The organism is Streptosporangium sandarakinum, assembly GCF_050942225.1.
GTDB classification, from domain to species: domain Bacteria; phylum Actinomycetota; class Actinomycetes; order Streptosporangiales; family Streptosporangiaceae; genus Streptosporangium; species Streptosporangium nondiastaticum.
In genome coordinates, this window is sequence record NZ_CP192034.1 from 4,252,730 (window position 1) to 4,272,733 (window position 20,004).

23 protein-coding genes and 3 pseudogenes are annotated in these 20,004 nt (G+C 69.0%); 19 read left to right on the plus strand and 7 right to left on the minus strand.

Translation table 11 applies throughout. From position 1 onward, the window contains the following. Positions 1-2: 2 nt before the first annotated feature. Positions 3-1,094: a FecCD family ABC transporter permease gene (locus tag ACQP10_RS19815; RefSeq protein WP_433539453.1), complete on the minus strand. Its 1,092-nt coding sequence runs from the start codon at positions 1,092-1,094 to the stop codon at positions 3-5. A gap of 337 nt (positions 1,095-1,431) precedes the next feature. On the opposite strand from ACQP10_RS19815, the gene ACQP10_RS19820 reads away from it, so the two are divergent. The 6 genes and pseudogenes from ACQP10_RS19820 (at position 1,432) to ACQP10_RS19845 (ending at position 6,906) form a co-directional block, all read left to right on the plus strand. Continuing rightward, positions 1,432-2,442 (plus strand): ABC transporter substrate-binding protein, encoded by a 1,011-nt coding sequence (locus ACQP10_RS19820; protein WP_433539454.1) that lies wholly within the window; start codon positions 1,432-1,434, stop codon positions 2,440-2,442. A gap of 116 nt (positions 2,443-2,558) precedes the next feature. Then, complete coding sequence (locus ACQP10_RS19825; protein WP_346021253.1) at positions 2,559-3,326, plus strand: class I SAM-dependent methyltransferase; 768 nt, start codon at positions 2,559-2,561, stop codon at positions 3,324-3,326. Next, positions 3,323-4,411, plus strand: a complete 1,089-nt coding sequence (locus ACQP10_RS19830; protein ID WP_346021252.1) for a FecCD family ABC transporter permease — start codon at positions 3,323-3,325, stop codon at positions 4,409-4,411. Before ACQP10_RS19825 ends, ACQP10_RS19830 begins: the two co-directional genes overlap by 4 nt. Further along, positions 4,408-5,232: an ABC transporter ATP-binding protein gene (locus tag ACQP10_RS19835; protein WP_346021251.1), complete on the plus strand. Its 825-nt coding sequence runs from the start codon at positions 4,408-4,410 to the stop codon at positions 5,230-5,232. Before ACQP10_RS19830 ends, ACQP10_RS19835 begins: the two co-directional genes overlap by 4 nt. A 13-nt stretch (positions 5,233-5,245) precedes the next feature. Next, positions 5,246-5,884, plus strand: a pseudogene (locus tag ACQP10_RS19840) (class I SAM-dependent methyltransferase); the annotation flags it as partial. Positions 5,885-6,561: 677 nt separating this feature from the next. Then, complete coding sequence (locus ACQP10_RS19845; protein ID WP_346021250.1) at positions 6,562-6,906, plus strand: hypothetical protein; 345 nt, start codon at positions 6,562-6,564, stop codon at positions 6,904-6,906. 405 nt (positions 6,907-7,311) lie between these two features. Here the strand turns inward: ACQP10_RS19845 and ACQP10_RS19850 are convergent, their stop codons facing one another. Next, positions 7,312-7,770, minus strand: coding sequence for a MarR family winged helix-turn-helix transcriptional regulator (locus ACQP10_RS19850; protein WP_346021249.1), 459 nt, complete (start codon positions 7,768-7,770; stop codon positions 7,312-7,314). Between the two features lie 63 nt (positions 7,771-7,833). On the opposite strand from ACQP10_RS19850, the gene ACQP10_RS19855 reads away from it, so the two are divergent. Together ACQP10_RS19855 and ACQP10_RS19860 are read left to right on the plus strand one after the other, a co-directional pair. Continuing rightward, on the plus strand, positions 7,834-8,202 hold the full coding sequence (locus tag ACQP10_RS19855) for a VOC family protein (RefSeq protein ID WP_327584152.1): 369 nt from the start codon (positions 7,834-7,836) through the stop codon (positions 8,200-8,202). Positions 8,203-8,297: 95 nt separating this feature from the next. After that, positions 8,298-8,441, plus strand: a pseudogene (locus ACQP10_RS19860) (ISL3 family transposase); the annotation flags it as partial. Here ACQP10_RS19860 and ACQP10_RS19865 read toward each other — a convergent pair. Continuing rightward, positions 8,437-8,910: pseudogene (locus tag ACQP10_RS19865) on the minus strand (ISAzo13 family transposase); the annotation flags it as partial. The pseudogenes ACQP10_RS19860 and ACQP10_RS19865 overlap by 5 nt on opposite strands. Before the next feature lie 126 nt (positions 8,911-9,036). Beyond that, on the minus strand, positions 9,037-10,098 hold the full coding sequence (locus ACQP10_RS19870; RefSeq protein ID WP_433541923.1) for a protein-L-isoaspartate O-methyltransferase family protein: 1,062 nt from the start codon (positions 10,096-10,098) through the stop codon (positions 9,037-9,039). A 482-nt stretch (positions 10,099-10,580) separates the two neighbouring features. Between ACQP10_RS19870 and ACQP10_RS19875 the strand changes: the two genes are divergently transcribed. Both ACQP10_RS19875 and ACQP10_RS19880 read left to right on the plus strand, forming a co-directional pair. After that, the gene (locus ACQP10_RS19875) at positions 10,581-11,234 is read left to right on the plus strand and encodes a hypothetical protein (protein ID WP_346021248.1); all 654 of its coding nucleotides are present in this window, start codon (positions 10,581-10,583) and stop codon (positions 11,232-11,234) included. Between the two features lie 385 nt (positions 11,235-11,619). After that, positions 11,620-12,090, plus strand: a complete 471-nt coding sequence (locus ACQP10_RS19880; RefSeq protein WP_346021247.1) for a hypothetical protein — start codon at positions 11,620-11,622, stop codon at positions 12,088-12,090. Between the two features lie 250 nt (positions 12,091-12,340). Here the strand turns inward: ACQP10_RS19880 and ACQP10_RS19885 are convergent, their stop codons facing one another. Next, a complete protein-coding gene (locus ACQP10_RS19885; RefSeq protein ID WP_346021246.1) occupies positions 12,341-12,955 on the minus strand; it encodes a class I SAM-dependent methyltransferase in 615 nt (204 codons plus the stop codon). A 259-nt stretch (positions 12,956-13,214) separates the two neighbouring features. Between ACQP10_RS19885 and ACQP10_RS19890 the strand changes: the two genes are divergently transcribed. From ACQP10_RS19890 to ACQP10_RS19925, 8 genes are all read left to right on the plus strand, one after another. Further along, positions 13,215-13,739, plus strand: a complete 525-nt coding sequence (locus ACQP10_RS19890; protein WP_346021245.1) for an RNA polymerase sigma factor — start codon at positions 13,215-13,217, stop codon at positions 13,737-13,739. 50 nt (positions 13,740-13,789) lie between these two features. After that, entirely contained in the window at positions 13,790-14,218 is a 429-nt protein-coding gene (locus ACQP10_RS19895; protein ID WP_346021244.1) for a hypothetical protein, read from the plus strand. Next, a complete protein-coding gene (locus tag ACQP10_RS19900) occupies positions 14,215-14,910 on the plus strand; it encodes an ABC transporter ATP-binding protein (protein ID WP_346021243.1) in 696 nt (231 codons plus the stop codon). The genes ACQP10_RS19895 and ACQP10_RS19900 overlap by 4 nt, the downstream gene beginning before the upstream one ends. Further along, positions 14,907-15,545 (plus strand): ABC transporter permease subunit, encoded by a 639-nt coding sequence (locus ACQP10_RS19905; protein WP_399501630.1) that lies wholly within the window; start codon positions 14,907-14,909, stop codon positions 15,543-15,545. Before ACQP10_RS19900 ends, ACQP10_RS19905 begins: the two co-directional genes overlap by 4 nt. Before the next feature lie 2 nt (positions 15,546-15,547). Further along, on the plus strand, positions 15,548-15,676 hold the full coding sequence (locus ACQP10_RS19910) for a hypothetical protein (RefSeq protein ID WP_346021241.1): 129 nt from the start codon (positions 15,548-15,550) through the stop codon (positions 15,674-15,676). Positions 15,677-15,685: 9 nt separating this feature from the next. Next, positions 15,686-15,868, plus strand: coding sequence for a hypothetical protein (locus tag ACQP10_RS19915; RefSeq protein WP_346021240.1), 183 nt, complete (start codon positions 15,686-15,688; stop codon positions 15,866-15,868). A 127-nt stretch (positions 15,869-15,995) separates the two neighbouring features. Further along, positions 15,996-16,814 (plus strand): alpha/beta fold hydrolase, encoded by an 819-nt coding sequence (locus ACQP10_RS19920; RefSeq protein WP_346021239.1) that lies wholly within the window; start codon positions 15,996-15,998, stop codon positions 16,812-16,814. 23 nt (positions 16,815-16,837) lie between these two features. Continuing rightward, a complete protein-coding gene (locus ACQP10_RS19925; protein WP_433539455.1) occupies positions 16,838-17,761 on the plus strand; it encodes a helix-turn-helix domain-containing protein in 924 nt (307 codons plus the stop codon). Positions 17,762-18,027: 266 nt separating this feature from the next. Here ACQP10_RS19925 and ACQP10_RS19930 read toward each other — a convergent pair whose 3' ends face one another. Further along, the gene (locus ACQP10_RS19930) at positions 18,028-18,702 is read right to left on the minus strand and encodes a hypothetical protein (protein ID WP_346021237.1); all 675 of its coding nucleotides are present in this window, start codon (positions 18,700-18,702) and stop codon (positions 18,028-18,030) included. A gap of 132 nt (positions 18,703-18,834) precedes the next feature. After that, a complete protein-coding gene (locus ACQP10_RS19935; protein ID WP_433539456.1) occupies positions 18,835-19,317 on the minus strand; it encodes a MerR family transcriptional regulator in 483 nt (160 codons plus the stop codon). Here ACQP10_RS19935 and ACQP10_RS19940 point away from each other — a divergent pair. Further along, a complete protein-coding gene (locus ACQP10_RS19940; RefSeq protein WP_433539457.1) occupies positions 19,316-19,855 on the plus strand; it encodes a putative immunity protein in 540 nt (179 codons plus the stop codon). The two genes, ACQP10_RS19935 and ACQP10_RS19940, sit on opposite strands and share 2 nt — an antisense overlap. Positions 19,856-20,004: the final 149 nt, after the last annotated feature.

The following is a 20,004-nucleotide window of genomic DNA, read 5'->3' on the forward strand; positions in this document are numbered from 1 at the left end:
CGTCAGCGGCCTCCGAACAGGTAGCCGCGGCGGCGCAGCAGGAGAAGGAAGACCGGGACGCCCACCAGCGCGGTGATCACACCGATGGGGAGTTCTCGCGGGGCGACCATGGTCCGGGCCAGCAGGTCCGCCCAGACCATGAAGACCGCGCCGGCCAAGGGGGCGATCACGAGTACCCGCGCGTGTGCCGCGCCGGCCCACAGGCGGACCATGTGCGGCAGCACCAGTCCGACGAACCCGATCGCGCCGCTGACGGCGACCATCGCTCCCGTCGCCAGCGAGGTCAGCACGAACAGTCCCCGGCGGAGCCGGCGGGCGTCGACCCCCAGGCTCGCGGAGGTCTCGTCGCCCAGGGCGAGCACGTCGAGGCCCCGGCCGAGCCGGTGCAGGACGACGAGCGCGGCGGCCACGGCGGCGGTCACGACGGGCAGGGCCCCCCAGGTCGCCGCCCCGAAACCGCCCATCGACCAGAACAGCACCGTGCTGGTCGCCTCACCGTCCGGCACGAAGTACACGATCACGCTCATCACGGCCTGGAAGCCGAACGCCATCGCCACGCCGGTGAGCACCAGCCGTAGCGGCGCCAGGCCCGCGGCACCCCGCGAGGCCAGGTAGACCAGAGCCGAGACGAGCAGCGCCCCGAGGAACGCGCCGGCCGACACCGCGTAGACCCCCAGCGCCGCGAGGGAACCGGAGACGGTGACCAGTACCGCTCCCGCCGAGGCCCCCGAGGACACGCCCAGGACGAACGGGTCGGCCAGCGCGTTGCGGACCATGGCCTGGATCGCCACGCCGACCGCGCTGAGCCCGGCTCCGACCACGGCTGCCAGGAGCACGCGCGGGGTCCGCACCTGCCAGATGATCTGGTACGACGTCACCTCCTCAGCGGTGATCCGCCCTCCGGTGAGAGCCGCCCACAGATAGCGGAGCGTCTCGCCGGGTGGCACGGCCGCGGCGCCCAGGCCGATCGCCAGCAGCACCGAGACGGAGAGGGAGCAGACCAGCAGGATGACGGCTGCGGACATCGGCAGCGCCCGCGCTGTTGGCCGGGGGGGTTCCTCCGGCGGAGCCGGAGCGGGAGGGGTGGAGCGCACGTCAAGGTCCGGGCGCTGTGGGGCGGAGGACGAGCCCACGAAACACTCCGATAATGAGAACCGTTTTCACGAGACGGTATCAGTGATCGGAGGAGTCGGATCCATGGGGTTCACCCTCGATCCATCAGTGGACGCCTGCCGATGCTCGGCGCCGCTCGTCTTGGCGGCGTGCCCTGCGGGGTGAGCATGGTCCGCCGCCGGTCATCACCACTGCGCCCACCTCGGCCTTCACACCGCTTCGCCGGTCCATATCAGGATGCGACCTCTGTGCCGACAAGGTGCTCATGGGGAATTCTGCCGCTTCTGTTCCCGCTCTCCTCATGTATAGTCCCCGAACATGAAAACCATTCCCATCGGGATGGCCGGATGCCTGCTGGTGGCTCTCACCGCCTGCGCAAGCCCCGGCGGCGTATCCTCCAGCGGCACCACCGGCGCCCCGCCGCCCGGCACGCATGCCGCCGTTGAGCTGATCAGCTGCGGCCTGCCTCTTCGCATCACCTCACCGCCGCGCCGGGCGGTCTCCATGGAGCAGAACGCGACGGAGATCATGTTGGCGCTGGGCCTCGCGGACCGGATGGCCGGCACCGCCTACCGGACGGACCCGGTGCTCGACGAGCTCAAGAGCGACTACGGCAAGGTCCCCGTCCTGGCCGCCCAGTACCCCGGCCGTGAGGCCCTGCTGGCCGCCACTCCCGACTTCGTCTACTCGATGCGCGCCTCCGCCTACGCCCCCGACGCCGGCGGCACGCGCCAGGACCTGGCCAAGCTCGGCGTACCGGCCTACCTGTCCCCCAACGACTGCGAGGACCGCGCGCTGATCCCCGCCGCGGTGTCGTTCGACGCCATCTTCGCCGAGATCGGCGACATCGCGAAGATCTTCGGTGTCGAGGAACGCGGCCGCAGCGTGGTGGCAGACCTGCGCCGGCGCCTGGACACCGCCACGGCCGCGGCCGGCACCGGCAAGGAGGTGAAGCTGATGTGGTACTACTCCGGCACCAAGACCCCGGCCATCGCCGGTCGCGGAGGGCTCCCCGACACCATCGGCACGCTCCTCGGCGCCGGCAACGCGTTCTCCGACATCACCCGGCAGTGGGCGGAGGGCGACTGGGAGACGATCGCCGAGCGCGACCCCGACATGATCGTGCTGGCCGACCTCACCCGCGGCGGCGACGGCGACAGCGCCGAGGCCAAGAAGGCGTTCCTGCGCTCCGATCCCGTCGCCTCCAAGCTCACCGCCGTCAAGAACGACCGCTTCATCATCGTGCCCGGCTCGGCCATGGATCCCTCGATCAGAAGCGTCAGCGCTGTGGAGCAGGTCAGCCGGGGGCTGCAGAACCTCTACGACTGATCATCCGCTGCGTCGTCACCCGTCCAGCCACACCCGGTCCGGCGACCGCCGAGACCTTCACGACCGGTCCGCAGCTCGTCCGACGCTCCGCCGACCATCCCGCTCAGGAGTCCTCGATGACCGTTTCCCTCACCTCACCGACCTTCAACGACCTGTTCGTCCAGTGGGAGCGACAGCAGGCCGCCTACGTGGCACATCGGCAGAACCGCTTCCAGGTGATGCTCGACGTGCTCGGCCTGCACGGCCCCACCGATCCCACGGTGCTCGACCTGGCCTGCGGACCCGGGTCGATCGCCGACCGGGTGCTGAGCCGCTTCCCGGGCGCGCGTGCGGTGGCCGCCGACTACGACCCGGTCCTGATGCGGATCGCCCGATCCGTCCTCGCACGACACGACGACCGCGCCACCGTGGTCGAAGCCGACCTGGTGAGCACCGACTGGTCCTCGGCCCTGCCTGAGTGGACCTTCGACGCCGTCCTCAGCTCCACGGCACTGCACTGGCTGTCTCCCGGGCACTTGCTGGCCGTCTACACCGAGTTGGCGCGGCTGCTGCCTCCGGGAGCCGTGCTGCTCAACGCCGACCACCTGCGATTCGGTGACGACCGGCCGGCCCTGCGGCGGCTGTCGGCCGAGCACGACACCGCCGTCCAGCGGGAGGCGTTCACCGATGGCGCCGCGACCTGGCAGCAGTGGTGGGATCTGGCGGCCCGCCATCCCGAACTCGCTCCTTTGCTGCCCGAGCGTGAGCGGCGCTTCGCCGACCGCCCGCCGCAGCCTCCGGCGTCCCTGGAGTTCCACCTCGCGGCCCTGCGGACCGCCGGCTTCACGGAGGTGGGTACCGCCTGGCAGTACCTGGACGACTACGTCGTCTTCGCCCGGCGATGACCTCCCACGCACCGCCGCCGACGGCGGCACCCGCCGGCCCGGCGGCACCCGGCACCGCCGCCGCCCGTGGCAGGCGGTGGCCGGGCGCGGTCTCGCTGGGCGGCGCCGGTCTGGTGGCGCTTCCGCTGTCCGTGGCGCTCGCGGTGACCGTCGGCGCGGCGGGCCTGTCGGTCGGTGAGGTGTTCCAGAGTCTCGCGGCGCACCTGGGCCTTCCGATGGCGCCGCCTCCCCCGCTGCAGGACGCGATCGTCTGGGAGCTGCGCCTGCCTCGCGTGCTGCTGGCGGCACTGGTCGGCGGTGGCCTCGCCGTGTGCGGGGCGGTTCTCCAAGCGCTGACGCGCAATCCGCTGGCCGACCCCTACCTGCTCGGCATCTCCTCCGGCGCCTCCACCGGGGCGGTGGCGGTCCTGATCCTCGGCCTCGGATCCGCCGCCACCGTGACCACGGGGGCCTTCGCGGGAAGCATCGCGGCCTTCTGCTGCGTCCTCGCGCTGGCCGGCACGGGGACGAGGAGTGCCGTCCGCGTCGTCCTCGCCGGGGTCGCGGTATCGCAGTTGTTCAGCGCGGTGACCAGCTTGATCGTCATCTGGGCCGGTGACGCGCACAGCACCCGCAGCATGACGTTCTGGCTGCTGGGTTCGTTGGCTTCGGCGTCCTGGAGTGGTGTCGCCCTGTGCGCGGCGGCCGCCGGAATCGCGCTGGCCGTCTGCTGGAGCGCCGCCCCCGCATTGGACGCCTTCGCCTTCGGGCGCGAGACCGCGGCCTCCCTGGGCGTCTCCCCGGCCAGGACACAGCTCACGCTGATGGTCACCACCGCGCTGAGCACATCGGCCCTGGTGTCCGCGAGCGGAGTCATCGGGTTCGTGGGCCTGGTCGTACCGCACGCCGTCCGCTTCCTGGCCGGCTCCCGTCACCGCCTGCTGCTGCCGGCCTGCGCCCTGTACGGAGCGATCTTCCTCGTGTGGGCCGACACCGCTGCGCGGGCGCTGTTCGCCCCCCGGGAGATACCCGTCGGCGTGCTCACCGCGCTGATCGGTGTGCCCGCCTTCGCAGCCGTCATGCGCCGAAGGAGCACCACGAGATGAGCCTGGACGCCCACGACCTCACCTGGAGCGCCGGCGGCACCCCCGTCATCGACGGGATCACGGTCTCGATACCCCAGGGCCGCCTCACCGGGCTGCTGGGACCCAACGGCAGCGGGAAGTCGACCCTGCTGCGGTTGCTGGCCGGGCTGCTCCGCCCACGGGCGGGAACGGTCCTGCTGGACGGGCGCCGCCTCGGTGAGCTACCGCGGCGCGAGGTCGCCCGCCGCCTGGCCACGGTCGCCCAGGAGACGTCCACCGACATCGACATGACCGTGGCCGACGTCGTGATGCTGGGCCGCGTCCCGCATCGGAGAGGGCTCGCCATGGTGAGCCACGACGATCCGCACGACGTGCTGGAGACCGAGAAGGCCCTGGCCCGATGCGGCCTGGCCGGCTGGGGAAGCCGCCGATGGTCGACACTGTCCGGCGGGGAGCGTCAACGCGTCAACATCGCCCGCGCCCTGGCCCAGGACCCCACCGAGCTCCTCCTGGACGAACCCACCAACCACCTCGACATCCACCATCAACTCGACCTGCTGCAGATGCTGGCCGATACCCCGGCCACGGTCGTCGCCTCGCTGCACGACCTGAACCTCGCGGCCCGGTACTGCGACCACCTGCTCCTCATGGAAGCCGGACATCTGGTCGCCTCCGGCCCCCCGGCGCAGGTGCTGACCGAACAGTGGATGGAACGCGTCTACCGCATCCGCGCGACGGTGAGCCTGTCGCCGGACGGCCGCCCCCACCTGCGCTACGCTCCGCTGATCTCCACCCCCGTACGGCGACCCGCAACGGACGCCGGCCCGGGCACGAAGAGGTGACGGCCAAGCCCGCGCAGCGGCCTTCGCCCTGCTCGGAGCTGGCGTGACGGTTCTCGACATCTCCTCCGGGCAGTTGGAGCGGGACCGCTTGGCCGCTGAGCACTACGGCGTCGGCATCCGCACGATCCAGGGAGACATGCGGGACCTGTCCGCCCTCTACGACTCCACATTCGATCTGGTCTGGCATCCGTACTCGCTGACCTTCGTCCCGGACTGCCGGATCGTTTTCCGCCAGGTCGCGAGGGTCGTCGGGAAAGGCGGCCACTACTACCTGATGTGCGCCAACCCGTTCTTCGCCGGGCTCACCCACGACTCCTGGAACGGGGAGGGCTACACGCTGAGGCAGCCCTACATCGACGAGGCCGAGACCAGCTATCCCGACCAGGACTGGGTCTACGGCGGGAAGCCGGCCGGTGACCGCATCCGCCAACCCAGGGAGTACACGCAGACACTGAGCCGGATCGTCAACGGCCTGATCCAGGAAGGCTTCATGCCGACGCGCCTGTCCGAAGTCCGAAGCGACGACCCGGGTGCGGAACCGGGCAGTTGGCCGCACTTCACGGGGGTGGCCCCGCCGTGGCTGGAATTCGTCTGGCGGTACCGGCCCGGCGTCACGTCCCCGGAAGGCGAGGGCGTCCAGGGGCACGGGTGACCGCGAACCACTCGAACGGAGATCGCGCGGCCACGCCACCGCTACCCTGCGATGAGGAACAGCGCGAGACAGGCCGTGACCATGATCTGAACGGGCACCGAGAAGTGTCGGCCACGGCCATCACGAGATCTTCAGATGTCTTCACAAACTCCGAATGATCACGCGGTGACCGTCTCCATGCGGCCTCAGTCGGCAAGATCGCGAAGTGTCACCGGAGCATCAGACGTCCCCGTGCCGCAGATGCTCGAAGAGCTACGCCGCGACCTCCTCATGTTCTGAGCGTCGTCAGGCCGGAGCACCAGGGTGTCCGTCCAGCTCGTATGCCTGCGGCGAGATGCTCATAGGCCGGATCCGGTAGAGCCGCAGGGCGCCGACGATCGTCGAAATCAACATCTCCGGTGTTGGGGTCGCACTTTCGGGTGCCAAGCGCCTAGGCCCCACAGTTGGGCTTGCGCGAACCGATCCCGCCTTGCTCGCTGCAAACCGACTATGTTTGGGTTCCTATGGGCACATGGGCCGCTTACCTCGCGTGTCAAGCACCGAGCGACGCTGCGAAGATCCTTCCGGCTGGTGATTCCTGGGGCCCTGACCCATGGGAGGAAGCAGTCGCCCCAGGTTGGTCGGTCGCCCAGACGGAGCTTCTTGCCATTGAAGACCCTGTAGCCATCTTGTCGCAGATGGCTGGGCATGCGTTGTTGGCGTTCGTATTGGATAGCGACTTCGCACATGTCATAGGGGCGGCGGAGGGTGGGACTTGCTGGGAGCTATATCTCAACGAGCAACATGCCGAGGCATACGACGCTCCACTACCGGCGATCGCCTATGCCGAGGACGTTGACCTTCACTTGCGGATAGCTGCCTGGATCGAGGCTGCTACAGGCAACGTCGTGTCACCAGAGCAAGTTTGCGAGGTCATCTCTACTCGTCGCACCTTCGCCGATGACGCCCTGCGCTCTCTGCTGTACGTCTTCGGCATTGTCACCGAGCACATGTCGTTCAGCGTTGATCGCCCAGGTTCATGACGCTTACGAGACGCCATCAAGATGTTCGCGCGCAGACTCGCACGTCTCGCCTCCCTGATCACCCCGTCTGCCTCGGCCCACCGTGAAGCGGCAGCGGGCCGGGGAGGGAGGTGCGAGCCCGTCCTCCCGTGCTCCATGTTCCCGGTGGCCTTCCTCGCCCGCTGATCGTCCTACCGGTACAGACGGGCTTGCACTGAAGGGGCCGGTCTGCTGGGCTCTGCCTGGGGCGTGGCAGACGGGGTGATCAGGCTCCTACCTCAGTCGACTACGGACTCCTGCTCCAGTAGTGCTTTGTCAGGCGGTTTAAGTGGCTCATCGCAGAAGAGAGCGTAGTCGGGGTCTGTCGGTTTTCGAGGTCGCCTGCACTCCTATCCGGGCGCGACGAGACGTGCGCCGGGGAACGAGCTATGCACCGTCGTTGCCATCGCGCAGGGAACGGATCATGCTCTGCAGGATCCGGAACGCGTCCGACTGCTCGGTCTCGGTCATGCCGGCCAGCATTCTGACCTCGACGGACCGGACCGCTATGGTCGCCTTCTCGAGGCTCCGTCGGCCGCGAGGCGTGAGCCGCGTGGGAAGAACCTTCCCGACGGGTGCCTCCGCAGGCCTGGTCACGTAGCCGTCTCGTTCCAGGGCCTGGAGCAGCACGTTCATCGTCTGCCGTGTCACGAACGCGCCCCGTGCGAGCTCGGAGTTCGACAAGCCCGGTCGTTGAGCCAGCAACTCGAGGCAGGAGTAGTGCGTCACGCTCATCCCGAGCGGTCGCAGCACCTCCTCCATAGCTGCGCGGAGCGCGCTCGAAGCCTCTTTCAGCAAGTAGCCCAGTGATTTGTCCAGGTCGATGCCGACACCGTTTTGACTCATGTCAGTATTCTGACATAGGTTAGCCCGTGTCAGAAAACTGACACGAAGAGAAGGAGCATCATCATGCCCGCCACCGGCCCCGACTTCATCTCGCTCCAAGCGCGCGACCTCGACGCTTCGCAGGCGTTCTACGAGCAGTACCTCGGCCTCATCCGCTCACAGGCCGGGCCTCCGCACGCCGTCGTCTTCGAGACGAAGCCGATCGCGTTCGCACTCCGCGACATCGTTCCGGGCACCGATCTCGCATCCGCTGCTCAACCCGGCATCGGTGCCGCGATCTGGCTCCACGCCACAGACGTCCAGGCCATTCACGATGCTCTCGTCGCCGACGGTCACACCATCGTCTCCGCACCGATCGACGGCCCCTTCGGTCGGACATTCACCTTCGCCGACCCCGACGGCTACCAGATCACTCTCCACGACCGCGCCTGACAGGCCAAACGCCACCGGACGATCACCGGCCCCCAAAGACCGCGGTTGCGCCCGAGGCTCGATAATCCGGGCGACGTTTGTTCACCCGGCGTGAGATCCGCCGTTACCGGTGCGGCGGCTGCGGGCATGTGTGGCGCCAGGACACCACCCGTGCTGCCGAGCCACGAGCGAAGCTCTCGCGCCGCGGGCTGCGGTGGGCACTGGAGGCGATCGTGGTCCAGCACCTGACCGTGGCGCGGCCAACGCGGTCAGTTCGCTCTTCCAGACCCGATAACGGTAGCCGTTGGAGCCACCCGCGTCCGCGGTGATCAGCAGACGGGTCGCCGCCGGGTAGTCCAGGTGGCCGCGCGCTTTCCACCAGCGGCGGATGGACTCCACCGCGAACACCGAGGTGTCATGGTCGACCCCGACGTTCACCCAGCCGGTGTTGGCTGTGATGTCGTAGATGCCGTACGGGATCACCTGCTCGACGTCCGGACCGGAGAAGAAGAAGTGGTGGTCTTCAACCTCGATCGGCTCGCCCTTGGGCCGCCACTCGCGTCCGGCCATCGGCAGCCGGCCCAGTTGTTCCCGCTTCTTGGTGACCACGCTGATCACCGGCTCGCCGTCGGTCTGATGGGCTTTGACCTGCTCGTTGATATAGCGGAACTGGGCGTCACGGTCAGGGTGCTGGGCCCCTTCCAGAGTCTTGACGTTGGCCGCCAAGGAGCAGATCGCCAAGGAGCAGCAGGCCCGCCGGTAGCTCGCCGGCCGGTACCCCCGTGAGGCGACGCGGCCCCGTCCTTGTGCGGAGGGCGGGGCCGCTGCTGGGAGCGAGGTCAGCGGATACGGCCCTCAGGGCAGGGTCACCCGCACCTGCCATCCTCCCCCGCCGGGCGAGGCCATGACGGCGAGCTGCTCTGGTCCCGGCCGGCCCGCGCCCTCCCACTCGGTCAGGGCGTCACGCAGTTCGGCCAGTGCGGATGAGTCCTTTCGGTCGGCGCGCAACTGCCCGCTGTCGGTGAGCACCGCGGCGTGGCGGCCGCAGCTGAAGCCGACGCCGTTATCCCAGCTGGGGGCGCCGCTGCCCCAGGTGGTGAGGCTGGAGGTGTCCAGGGCGTGGTCACGGGCCGCCAGGTAGGCGCAAGCGTCACGCCAGGCGGCGGCCCGCTGCGGACCCTCCTCACCGAGCGGGTGGTCCTCGAGGTGAGCGGGCGCGTTCAGCAGGGCCAGGGCCGCGTCCGGGTCGTCGCGACCTCGCCACGCCACCGAGAGGTAGGACTCGCCCGCCCGGGCATCGACGTAGAACAGCGGCGTCCCGAGCGTGGTGTTGACCTCGTGGCCCATGTCGACGTAGGCGGCGCCGCCGAGCCGCAGGCCGGTGAGGGTGGCCTCTTCGGTGACGGTGGCGCGCAGATGCCCGACGGCGCGGGCCACCGGCGCGATGGAGACCGGGGTGGAGATGATCCCGCCCGGGCGGATCTGCTTGATCCAGGCGCCGGGCACGATCGTCGGCGCGCACCAGCCGATGATCACATCGAACGGGGCGGCGTCGGGGACGCCGTCGTGGCCGTCGCCGCACACCACCCGCACCGGGCGGTTCCGTTCGGCGTGCAGGCGGCGGGCGCGGCCGACGAGCCGGGCGTCGATGTCGACGCTCATGACCGTTCCGCCGGGGCCGGCGAGCTCGGCGAGCAGCGCCCCGGTGTAGCCGGTGCCGGTGCCGATCTCCAGGATGCGCCTGCCCGTCAGGTCCCCCTCCCCCGCGGCGCGCAGGATGTCCCGCTCGATCGTGGCCTGCGCGGTGGTCTGCGGTGGGCTGCCGTGCACCGGGTGGTCGGTGTAGTGCTGCCGAGGCACGGCGGCCACGGCGGCGGCGAGGGTGTCGGCGTTCACGGTTCTCCTTCGTCTTCGCAGGTGAGGGAGCTGACCGACACCGTAGTGCGCAGCGGCCGGTCAGGGGCGGTAGATGCGCCAGGCGGCCCGGGGGTCGTGGCGGGTCCAGGCGTGGGCGGCGGGGGTGAGGCGGCAGCCGATGCACCGGCGGGCGCGGTAGGGCCGTTCTTGAAACGGCTGATGGTTGGTTGACGGGATCCCGTCCGATCTTGAGGATCGGGCGGGAATCTTGTCGTTCCAGGTGTCCTGTCGCAGCGAAAACTGAGCACTGTCATCGAAGGTTGATGACCACTACGGTGTCTCACCGAAGGTTGAGTGACTGCTGGGGCTTGATGTCCGTTGCACCTCACCGACAGCGCGTTCGAGGTCCGCTACGTCATGGAGGGCCGCGGGTCGTGCGGCGTCCCGTTGGATGAGGCGGGTTGCAGTGCGCGGGTTGGATTCACAGGTTGGCGGGAGAGCGTCCTCACATGGAGCAGTGCTCGCCGACCGGGTCTGGAGGCGTGATCGACGAACGATCGCATGCGTTAACCGCGACCATGGTGGCGAGCTGGCTCGTGGTCGTGACTGGACGGTATCTGCTGTGGCTGGAGTACTACGATCGGATCATCGAGCAGCTGGTCCTTGGGATCGCGTTCGTCGTGGCCGTGCTTTCCACGTCGTGGTGGGCGCAGAGACTCGTACGCCGCCGTGGTGACATCCGCAGTTACGTCGCGGCCGGTGCGGCGGTCGTCCTGTGCGCCGCCGTTGTGGTGCTGCCCTGGGACGGGATCTTCGGACGTACGTGGTTCGCGGTCCATCACGGCAAGTTCACCGCGCTGGCCCAGCTGGCCAAGGACAGGAAGCTGTCGGCGGACATGCCTTCGGGTGGCTGGGTGCATCTGCCTGATGAGTTCGATGCCCTGCACTTTGATCATCTCGATACGCAGGATGTGCCGATCGAGCTTTACCCCGGACGTGTTCTCACGATGGGCCTGTCGAACGAGGAAGTGTCGGAGAACATGTTCCTCCACATCTATGACCGGCCTGACGCCGCGCGGGTAAGTCCCTGTGAGCTCACCGCGACCACGTTCGACGATTACTGGTGGTGCAGCCGGCTGGGTGACGGCTGGTGGTGGCTGGCGCGCAAGTCGAACTATCCGAATGTGGACGAATAGGCGCGAGGCTGAGCGGGGCCGGTATCGCGACCACAGGGACACTTGAGTTCCAGGAGAGACGGTGAGGGAACCGGCAGGTGCGTACGGCGATCCCGCACTCAGCGCCTTTGACCTGGAGTTCTCCGATGGCGAGCGGCGACTGCGGGCCCGGTTGGGCGACGGCGCCGGGGCCGAGGGGGGCGCACTCTTTGTTCCGGTGGGGTCTTCCTACGGACGCGAGGAGGAAGGCGGCGAGGACCGGCGGCCTGGCGCAGCCGCCGGCGCTCGCGTGCTCCCCTGCCGATGACGTCGGTGCAGTCGATCGAACCGCACCACCCCTGGCAGGCCACCTGCGGGATGCGGTGGAAACGAGCCGCGCGGCTCGTCAGCGGCGGCACTCGCCCGGGTGATTGCAGCTCTCATCGCTCTCCGTGATCATCTCTGGCAGAAAGTTATTGATCGATTTGCTCGGCTTCTAGGAGGTTCCATACCGTCCGCCACCGCCGCCGCCTGCCTGGCCACCGCAGCCCTGACGGTCACCGCGCTGACCGGTCTGGCCAGCACCGCTGCGGCCGAGACCGACGCGCCCTACGCCCAGGCCACAGCCTCCGTCGCCACCGACGGCACGGTCGTACACAGCAAGAACGTCACCTCCGTCAGCAGGAAGAGCACCGGCGTCCACTGCGTTCAGGTCGACGGCCGTATCAACCTGTCGAACGTCGTCATCCACGTCACCTCCGGCGGATGGCGGTTCGTCAGCGCCGCAACCCCCTCCGCCTTGTGCGGCAATGCCGCCGACAGCATCGCCGTCGCCTTCGCCAACAACAGCGGAACCGCCACCGACAGCGCCTTCTTCCTGTCCATCCTCCAACGCTGAACCCGGGATCCCAGGGCGGCGGGTTGCCCACCGCCCTCGCCCTGACATGGCCCGTTTCTGCCGTATTCCGGCCGCACCCCTGATGCTGCTGCCGGCCTGCGGTGTCCTGCGACAGGAGATCGTCCTCAGAGCTGAGCTCTGACCTGGTGTGAAGAATCCTGAGCGGCGAACCGAGGGAGCACAGCCGAAGGTTTCGCCAATGGGTCTCGCTCAATGCCGTAGGTGCCGATGCGTTTTCCAAACAGCACCACTAGCGGCCGGGTTTTTCCCAGGTCAGTGAGTACCGGCGGAGCACGTGCCGGCGATAGCGCGCGCCGGGCAGCAGTCGCCGCGCCGCGGCCCGCACCTGTCCGTAGCTCATCTGCGGCTCGGTGACCGGCATCCCCTCCGGGCCGTGCGCGCGGCGCAGCACCTTGGTGATCCGCACGACGGGGGCAGCCGCGATCGTCACCGCCCACTCCGCCGGCGTCGTCTCGCGGGCCAGGCCGATCACCACCAGCGTGCCACCGGGGCGCAGCATCTGGCGCATGCGGGCCAGCGCCGCTTCGAAGTCCATGTGGTGGATCGCAGATACCGAGCAGATGAAGTCGTAGCCCGCGGTGGGCAGGTCGGCGGTGAGAAAGTCATCCTCGACGAAGGTGAGATCCGGGTGGCCGGCGGCGAGTTCACGGGCGCGGGCGATCATCTGGGGAGAGTTGTCGATGCCGGTGACGCGCTTTGCCCTCTCGGTCAGCTTCCGCGCGAGCAGGCCGTCCCCGCAGCCGACGTCCAGCGCATCGCCGCATCCCTCAGGGACGGCGCGGAGGATGCCCGGGTGCCGGGCGACGTTGGTGTTCCAATAGGGCTTCGGGTCGGCCTGGCGCATCAGATCATCGTAGGGGTGCCGTTAAGAGACGTGTCACCAACCGCAGGCGAGAGAGAAGACGCAGGTCAGCGGCTTGCTTCAAAGATGCCGAGACGAGGTCGGCGTCTTCGACGCCTCTAGGGAGGAACACCGTTCTGATCTGCGAAAACGTTGCCGTTGGCGGTTGGTGACACATTTCTTAACGGCACCCCAAGGTGATCCGGAAATCGTGAACCTTCTTGGCTTCTCGCCCGACTGTGCAAGATGACGGGAGGGCGAGATGACCGATGAGCTGCTGGTGGTGCGCGCTCAGCTGGGCGAGCGCGCGGCGCTGGCCGAGCTGCTGGCTCAGTGGCGGGTGCCGGTGTGGACGTACGTGCGCCGCATGCTGGATGCCGACCGGGCCGACGACGTGACCCAGGAGATTTGGCTGGCCGTAGTCCGCGGCCTGCCCCGGCTCAGGGAGCCCGGCCGGTTCGCGCCGTGGCTGTTCACGATCGCCCGGCGATCGGTCACCGACCGGCTGCGCGGCGAGTATGCCCGCGAGCAGGAGACGCTCGCGGCCGACGACGTGGCCACCGAGGACCCGGTCGAGGCCATGGTGGATCACGCCGCGCTGATGAACGTGCTGTCGGAGCTGCCTGTGCTGGAGCGGGAGATCCTCGTGCTGTTCTACCTGGAGGACCTGCCGGTCGAGGAGTGCGCGTACATCTGTCGGATCCCGGCCGGGACAGTCAAGTCCCGACTCAGCCGCGCCCGTCGTCTGCTGCGTGAGCACCTCAAGGAGAAGGGATACCGGCCATGACAGAAGAGCCTCGTCTGTCGGCGCAGGACATAATCGATCGACTGGCGCCTGTGTTGTCGCCCAGAGTCCGGATCCGGGCGGTGGCGGCACTGCTGGCCGGCGTCGGCGGCACGGTGTTCGTGGGCACGTTGTGGTGGTCGGAGCCAGGACCGCTGCCAGGGCGCACGCATCTGGCGTTCGCGTTGTTCACCGTGTTCTGCCTGGCCTGGGCGACGTACGGCGGGTGGCTGCTGACGCGCCGGGTTCCGCTGTTCGCCACCGATCGGGTGATCGCCGCCTGGATCGGCCTGGCCGCCTCGCTGGCCACCACGGCGGTCGTGACCGTTGTGGCCGTGCAGCGCGGCACCGGGTCGGGGCTTGCCCTGGCGGTCGGGGGCTTGTTCGTCGCTGTGGCCCTGGCGCTGGCGGTGCGCGCCCATGCCCGGCGCGCAGCGCTGCTGCGCCGTATGCACGAGCTGACCGGCCGGGAGGAGCGGTGAACGCGCTGCGGACCAGCGGCCTGGGCAAGCGTTACCGGCAGCGGTGGGCGCTGCGCGAGGCCACCATCGCGGTGCCCGCCGGGGCCAGGGCCGCGTTGGTCGGGCCGAACGGGGCAGGCAAGTCCACGCTGCTGAACCTGGCGGCGGGCCTGCTGACGCCCACCACGGGACGTGTGGAGGTCTTCGGCCGGTCGCTGGAGACGGCCGCGGTCGCGTTCGTCGCCCAGGACAAGCCTCTGTATCGCCGGTGGAGCGTCGCCGACCTGCTGCGCTTCGGCTCCGCGACCAATCCCCGATGGGATCGCGCGGCTGCGCAGTCTCTGCTGTCCGGGCACGACATCAGCCTGCGCGAGCGGGTGGACCGATTGTCCGGCGGCCAGCGCACGCTCCTCGCGCTCGCGCTTGCCGTCGGCAAGCGCGCCGATCTGGTGGTGCTGGACGAGCCGCTGGCCGAGCTCGATCCGCTGGCCCGCCTGCAGGTGATGAGCGTGGTACGCGAGCTGGAGGCCACCGTGCTGCTGTCCTCCCACATCCTGACCGACCTGGCCGAGGTGTGCGATCACCTGATCCTGCTCGGCGCCGACAGGGTCCGGCTGTGCGGCAGCTTCGCCGACCTGCTGAACAGCCACTCCGCCACCGATCTGGAGGACCTCGTACTGCACTATCTCCGCAACCCCGAGGCGGTTCGATGAGCGGCCCGCTGTGGGTGGCCTGGCGCGGACAGCGCGCCCAGGCCGCCGCCATCGCCGCACTGCTCCTGCTCTACGGTGCCGCCGCCGCGGCCGAGCGGCTGGAGCCGGACCTGAGCGGACTCACCTTCCAACTGGCCGGCTTCCTGGCCGGCGCAATCTGCCTGATCTGGGGCGCTCCCCTCATCGCCCGGGAGTTCGAGGCCGGCACTCACAAACTTGCCTGGACCCAGAGCCTGTCACGGGGCCGCTGGCTGGCCGCCGTCCTCGCCGTCGCGACGGCCGGCGCCCTGACCGCGACCGCCGCCCTCGCCGCGGTGCTGACCTGGACCCTGCCGGGCACCGAGGGTAACCCGATGGCCTGGCCGTACTACGAAAGCCACGGCCTGGTTCCGTACGCCAGGGCGCTGTGGGCGCTGACCCTCGGCGTCGCACTCGGTGCGGTGACCCGGCACACCCGCATCGCCATGCCGCTATCGGTACTCCTGGCCGGTGCCGGTCAACTCGCCGGTCGGGCCCTGCGCGGGCGATTCGATCTGTCCTTCTGGACCGTGCAGTGGACCGAAACGGCCGTCTACCTGGCGTTCACCCTTGCCCTGACCGGAATCGCCTACTTGGCGATACGACGCCGAGCCTGACCATGAAGGAGATCACGATGGCCCACAACCCGAAATTCGTCCGCCGACGCCTTGGCACGACAGCCCTGGTCGTGGTGACCGTGCTCGTCGCCGCGATGCTCCTGGCCGGCGTGATCACGCTGCTGGGCTGAAGTGCCTGCGTGGTGAGCCGGACGGTGGTGATGGTGGCGCATCGGATGCGGACCGTCCGGCGCGCCGACCGCATCGTCTTTCTGGACGGCGGCCGGATCGTGGAGGAAGGCACCCACGACGAACTGCTCGACCGCGGCGGCCGCTACGCCGGCTTCTGGAACATCTCCATGGCTCCCGCCGCGCGGGAATGAGCCCGCCGGGCCCGTGTTCCGGCCTTGGGGCCTTGGTACAGCCGTCATGGTGACGGCCGCGCGGGTTTCGACTCCGCGGGAACATTTGTCCAAGACTGGCGGCCGGCCGCCCGTGCACAGTCTCCCTATGAGTGAATACGACATTGAGCACTCGCATGGGATGCACGTGGTCCATGACGGCCCGCGGCAGGCGCCGCCGTTGCTGCTCATCCACGGGTCGGGGGCCTCGGGCGGTTTCTGGGGTCCGGTGGTCCCGGCGCTGGCCGGCCACCATCACGTCATCCGCATCGACCTGCCGGGTTGCGGCCAGTCTCCGCCCGCGCCGTCGTATGACGTGCCCGCGCAGGCGGGCCAGGTGGCGGCGCTGCTGGACGACCATGGGCTTCGTCATGTCGCCGTGGCCGGGCATTCCAGCGGCGGCTACGTCGCCACCGCGCTCGCCGAGCAACGTCGCGACCTCGTCGGTTCGCTTTCGTTGATCAGTAGCGGCCCGAGTCCGGCTGCGCTCCTCCGGCAGCCGTTCATTCTTCGGGTGCTGCTGGCCCCGCCGTTGGGCCCGCTCATTTGGCCGAGGCGTTCGGATGCGATGATCCGCAAGGGGATCAGCGCGACGGCCGTTCGCCCGGTGGACCTCCCGGACGACGTGGTCGCCGACGTACGGGGCATCACTTACCGCGTGATGCGGACGGTGCTGCGCCAGAACACCGCCTACATCGCCGAACGGAGCGTGCCTGAGCGTCTGGCCGCCCTCGGCCTCCCCGTACAGGTCATCTTCGGCGCTGCCGACCCCCGCTGGGAGCCGTCCTCGGCGCACCGCTACGACGCGGTGCCGAACGCCCGGGTCGAGCTGCTGCCCGGCGTCGGGCACCTGCCCATGCTGGAAGCGCCCGAGACGGTCGGCGAACTGCTGCTGCGCTTCACGGCAACGGCCGCCGACCACCCGTAATGCCTGATGCCTAGACTGGCCAGGTGTTGCCGACCGGGACGTCACCTGACCGGGCCTGGGTGGACGTCGCGATCCCGCGGCCGCCGGTTGGGCTGCCGGGAGTCAGCATGGCCGGGTTCCGCCATCGCGCCCCGGCCTCGGTGGACATCGCCATGGTCGCCTACCCGTCCGTCACCCTGCTCGTCGATCTGAGCGAGGGAGAAGGCGTCGCCTACGAAACCCATGGCCGGCACGAGCACGGCAGTGTCGTCGTCGGGCTCCTGCCCGGCGACCTCCGGATGACTGGCCGGGGAGTCGGCGAGCTGCTCCAGATCCGGCTGGAGCCGGTCGCGGCGGCCACGTTGTTCGGCGCATCGGCCGAGCTCAGCGGGACGGTGGCAGCCCTTGAGGACGTCTGGGGCCGCGACGCCGGGCGAGCCGAGGACAGGCTGCGCGCCGCCTCGTCATGGGACGAACGCTTCACGATCGCGGCGGACATCCTCGGGCGGCGGCTGGGCGCCCACCCGCCGGTCGCCCCCGAGGTCGCCCACGCCTGGCGGCGGATGTTCACCAGCCGGGGGCGGGTGCGGATCGACGGCCTGGCGGACGAGGTCGGCTGGAGCCGCAAGCGCCTGTGGTCCCGTTTTGGGTCCCAGCTCGGCATCACACCCAAACGCGCCGCCCGGCTGCTGCGCTTCGACCACGCCGCCCACCTACTCGCGGCGGGTCACGCCGCCGCCCGCGTTGCCGCCGAGAGCGGCTACGTCGACCAGTCCCACCTCCACCGCGAGGTCACGACGTTCGCCGGGCTCACGCCCACGGCCCTGGCCGTCGCGCCGTGGCTCGCGATCGATGACGTTGCGTGGCCGGCTTCATCGCCGACCCAGTGCCCGGCGAAGGATGGCGAACGCTTGCAAAGACGCCTGCCGATCTTGCCGGACCTGGACAGACCCAGCTCAGCGCATTGATCGCGTTCCCCGTGACTTCCCTCGATCACCGCCTCATCGCGCACGCAACGCGGCATGGCAACGGGGGCCGCCCCTTATCGGCTCGATTCCCCTGCCTGGCACGGAGCTTCCAGCAGGCCCGGACGAAAGACGGAGTGAAAGATCATCAGGTGCTGCTCGGGGCTCCCGCTGCATGCAGCGCACGTTGCGATAAGAGACCAGGCATCAGCGGTGCTGGACCCAGACATTCGGTTCGATGAGTTCTCCCAGGTCATGCACTTGATCAATCACAACCAGGGCGAGGCACCAGGAACTACGTAGGAGCCAGGATCAGGAGAGGCCATGCCGACCCAGTTCTCCCAGTCTGCGACGGAACCCGTCATGACCATGGAGCGCTCCGCCGGGCACAGCATGTGGGCGCCCATCCTTTGGTGGGTTCGCAGCCATGGGTCCAGCGGAGCGCCATCCGGCCGCGTCCAAGTCATGAATCGCCCCGTCGGCGTCAATGGGTAACGCGCCTTCAGCGTCGGGCGGACCGGCGCGATCACTCGCGTCAGCCCGGCCTGCTCACCGGCGTCAGCGAGTCGCCGGAGCATCTGTGCTGCCGGTCCCTGTCCCTGCAGGTCCCGACGTACCTGGGCCGCGGCGATGACCAGAGTGTCGGGCCGGCCACCGTTCTCATGCAGTTCTACTGCCTGCCTCAATGCATCGTCGTAGCCGCCAGGCAGCTTGTCGGCAGTGCCGTCCCATCGCACCGGGACGCCCCACCCCCCAGCGACGATCTGATCATCCCCGTCGACTAGGAGCAGGCTCATGTCCTCGAAGAATTCCCGCACCCGTCCCATGTACTGATCGGCCACCGGGTCGTGAAAGATGAACTCGGGCCAATCGGCGCTGAAGATCTGGTTGGCCTGCTGGTGCAGGTCAGGTCGTTCGGCGAAGATGAAAGATCGGATGCCCACGGTTGCAGAGCCTGCGCAGCATCGCAGTCTCATGTGCCTGGAGCCTTGGGTCCGCGCAGGCCAAAGCGGCCGATGGCACCGACACCCGGTGGGCCGGGGCTGAGGCACGAAGTCCCGACCCGTCGATCGCCCTCAACCCCGTGTGATGGCCAGCCACAGCATGGCGATCGTCGTGCTGCATCTGTGTGCGACGGCGCGTCCCCGGCCGGCGGGTGAGGCTTGGTACGTGTAAGCGGCCATCAGCTTCTCCGGGTCGGCGGACACGCCGTTCCAGGTGGACGGCCAGGCGGGTCTTGGTGGACGGACAACGAGAATCCTGGTCGGCGGCCAGGTAAGCCGTGATCGCGTCAGGAACATCCGCAGCGCGGCTATATGGCGCGGAGCGTAGGCACGGTAGCCGTGTGGTGAGCACTCGGCCGGCGGCAGGGTCCCCGCCTTCTCGTGGTCGCGCACCGCCCGCACGGACAGGCCGTGCTCGCCTGCCAGAACGATTAGCCGCCACCGCATTTGAAAGTTTGCCCGCGTCAACCGTAGTAATTCGCGCCAAAGTTTACACCGGAGATTCAACATTACGGTTGAAGTGACTTCAGCCCCACACAGAAGGGACGGCGTCATGGTGGGGGACTCCACGACGATCGAACTCAGCCTGTCCGAACTCCGCGAGGTCGCCAGCTATGCGGTGGCGTGCGCGCGGCCCGCGTTGGCGGTCTTCGAAGGTGAACGCCCTGACGATCGGCGCCCACGAGCCGCGATCGAGGCTGCGCAGGCGTTCGTGGACGGAGCCAAGCGGACCAAGGCGCTCCGTGACAGCGCGTGGGCGGCAATGCGCGCGGCTCAGGAAACCCGCGATGCAGGATTCGCCGCGGCAAGTGACGCCGCACGCGCGGCCTTGGCCGCGGCCAGTGCGGGGTTCCTTCATCCCCTGGCGAAAGCCACCCAGGTCAAGCACATCCTCGGATCGGCCGCTCATGCCGCACGAGCGTTCGAACTCTCCGCCGGAGACGATCCCAGCGTCGGAGCCGATCACATCGCACAGGCGCGGCTCCTGGCCCATCCCGTCGTGGTGGACGTCCTGAGGCGCTACCCGCCCGCCCCACCCGGCGGTGGGCGGGTCGGAGAACTGATTCGTCAGCTGGACGCGTCGCTCCGGTGATCCCCGACGATGACCGCGGCGTCGTCCCACTGGTCGCCGACCCGCCTCCAAGTGACCACCTACCAGGAACTTTGATGGCCGCCATCCTGGAGAAACTCCTGACCGTTCACAGTACGGCGGGCGCCGCGTACGGCGGACGGCCCGAAGTC

Excerpts from the sequence above, each read along its gene's own strand:
- ACQP10_RS19820 (WP_433539454.1), top strand. The coding sequence starts at position 1,432 with ATGAAAACCATTCCCATCGGGATGGCCGGATGCCTGCTGGTGGCTCTC.
- ACQP10_RS19825 (WP_346021253.1), top strand. The coding sequence starts at position 2,559 with ATGACCGTTTCCCTCACCTCACCGACCTTCAACGACCTGTTCGTCCAG.
- ACQP10_RS19830 (WP_346021252.1), top strand. The coding sequence starts at position 3,323 with ATGACCTCCCACGCACCGCCGCCGACGGCGGCACCCGCCGGCCCGGCG.
- ACQP10_RS19835 (WP_346021251.1), top strand. The coding sequence starts at position 4,408 with ATGAGCCTGGACGCCCACGACCTCACCTGGAGCGCCGGCGGCACCCCC.
- ACQP10_RS19845 (WP_346021250.1), top strand. The coding sequence starts at position 6,562 with ATGGCTGGGCATGCGTTGTTGGCGTTCGTATTGGATAGCGACTTCGCA.
- ACQP10_RS19850 (WP_346021249.1), bottom strand. The coding sequence starts at position 7,770 with ATGAGTCAAAACGGTGTCGGCATCGACCTGGACAAATCACTGGGCTAC.
- ACQP10_RS19855 (WP_327584152.1), top strand. The coding sequence starts at position 7,834 with ATGCCCGCCACCGGCCCCGACTTCATCTCGCTCCAAGCGCGCGACCTC.
- ACQP10_RS19885 (WP_346021246.1), bottom strand. The coding sequence starts at position 12,955 with ATGCGCCAGGCCGACCCGAAGCCCTATTGGAACACCAACGTCGCCCGG.
- ACQP10_RS19890 (WP_346021245.1), top strand. The coding sequence starts at position 13,215 with ATGACCGATGAGCTGCTGGTGGTGCGCGCTCAGCTGGGCGAGCGCGCG.
- ACQP10_RS19905 (WP_399501630.1), top strand. The coding sequence starts at position 14,907 with ATGAGCGGCCCGCTGTGGGTGGCCTGGCGCGGACAGCGCGCCCAGGCC.
- ACQP10_RS19910 (WP_346021241.1), top strand. The coding sequence starts at position 15,548 with ATGAAGGAGATCACGATGGCCCACAACCCGAAATTCGTCCGCCGACGC.
- ACQP10_RS19920 (WP_346021239.1), top strand. The coding sequence starts at position 15,996 with ATGAGTGAATACGACATTGAGCACTCGCATGGGATGCACGTGGTCCAT.
- ACQP10_RS19940 (WP_433539457.1), top strand. The coding sequence starts at position 19,316 with ATGGTGGGGGACTCCACGACGATCGAACTCAGCCTGTCCGAACTCCGC.
- ACQP10_RS19935 (WP_433539456.1), bottom strand. The coding sequence starts at position 19,317 with ATGACGCCGTCCCTTCTGTGTGGGGCTGAAGTCACTTCAACCGTAATG.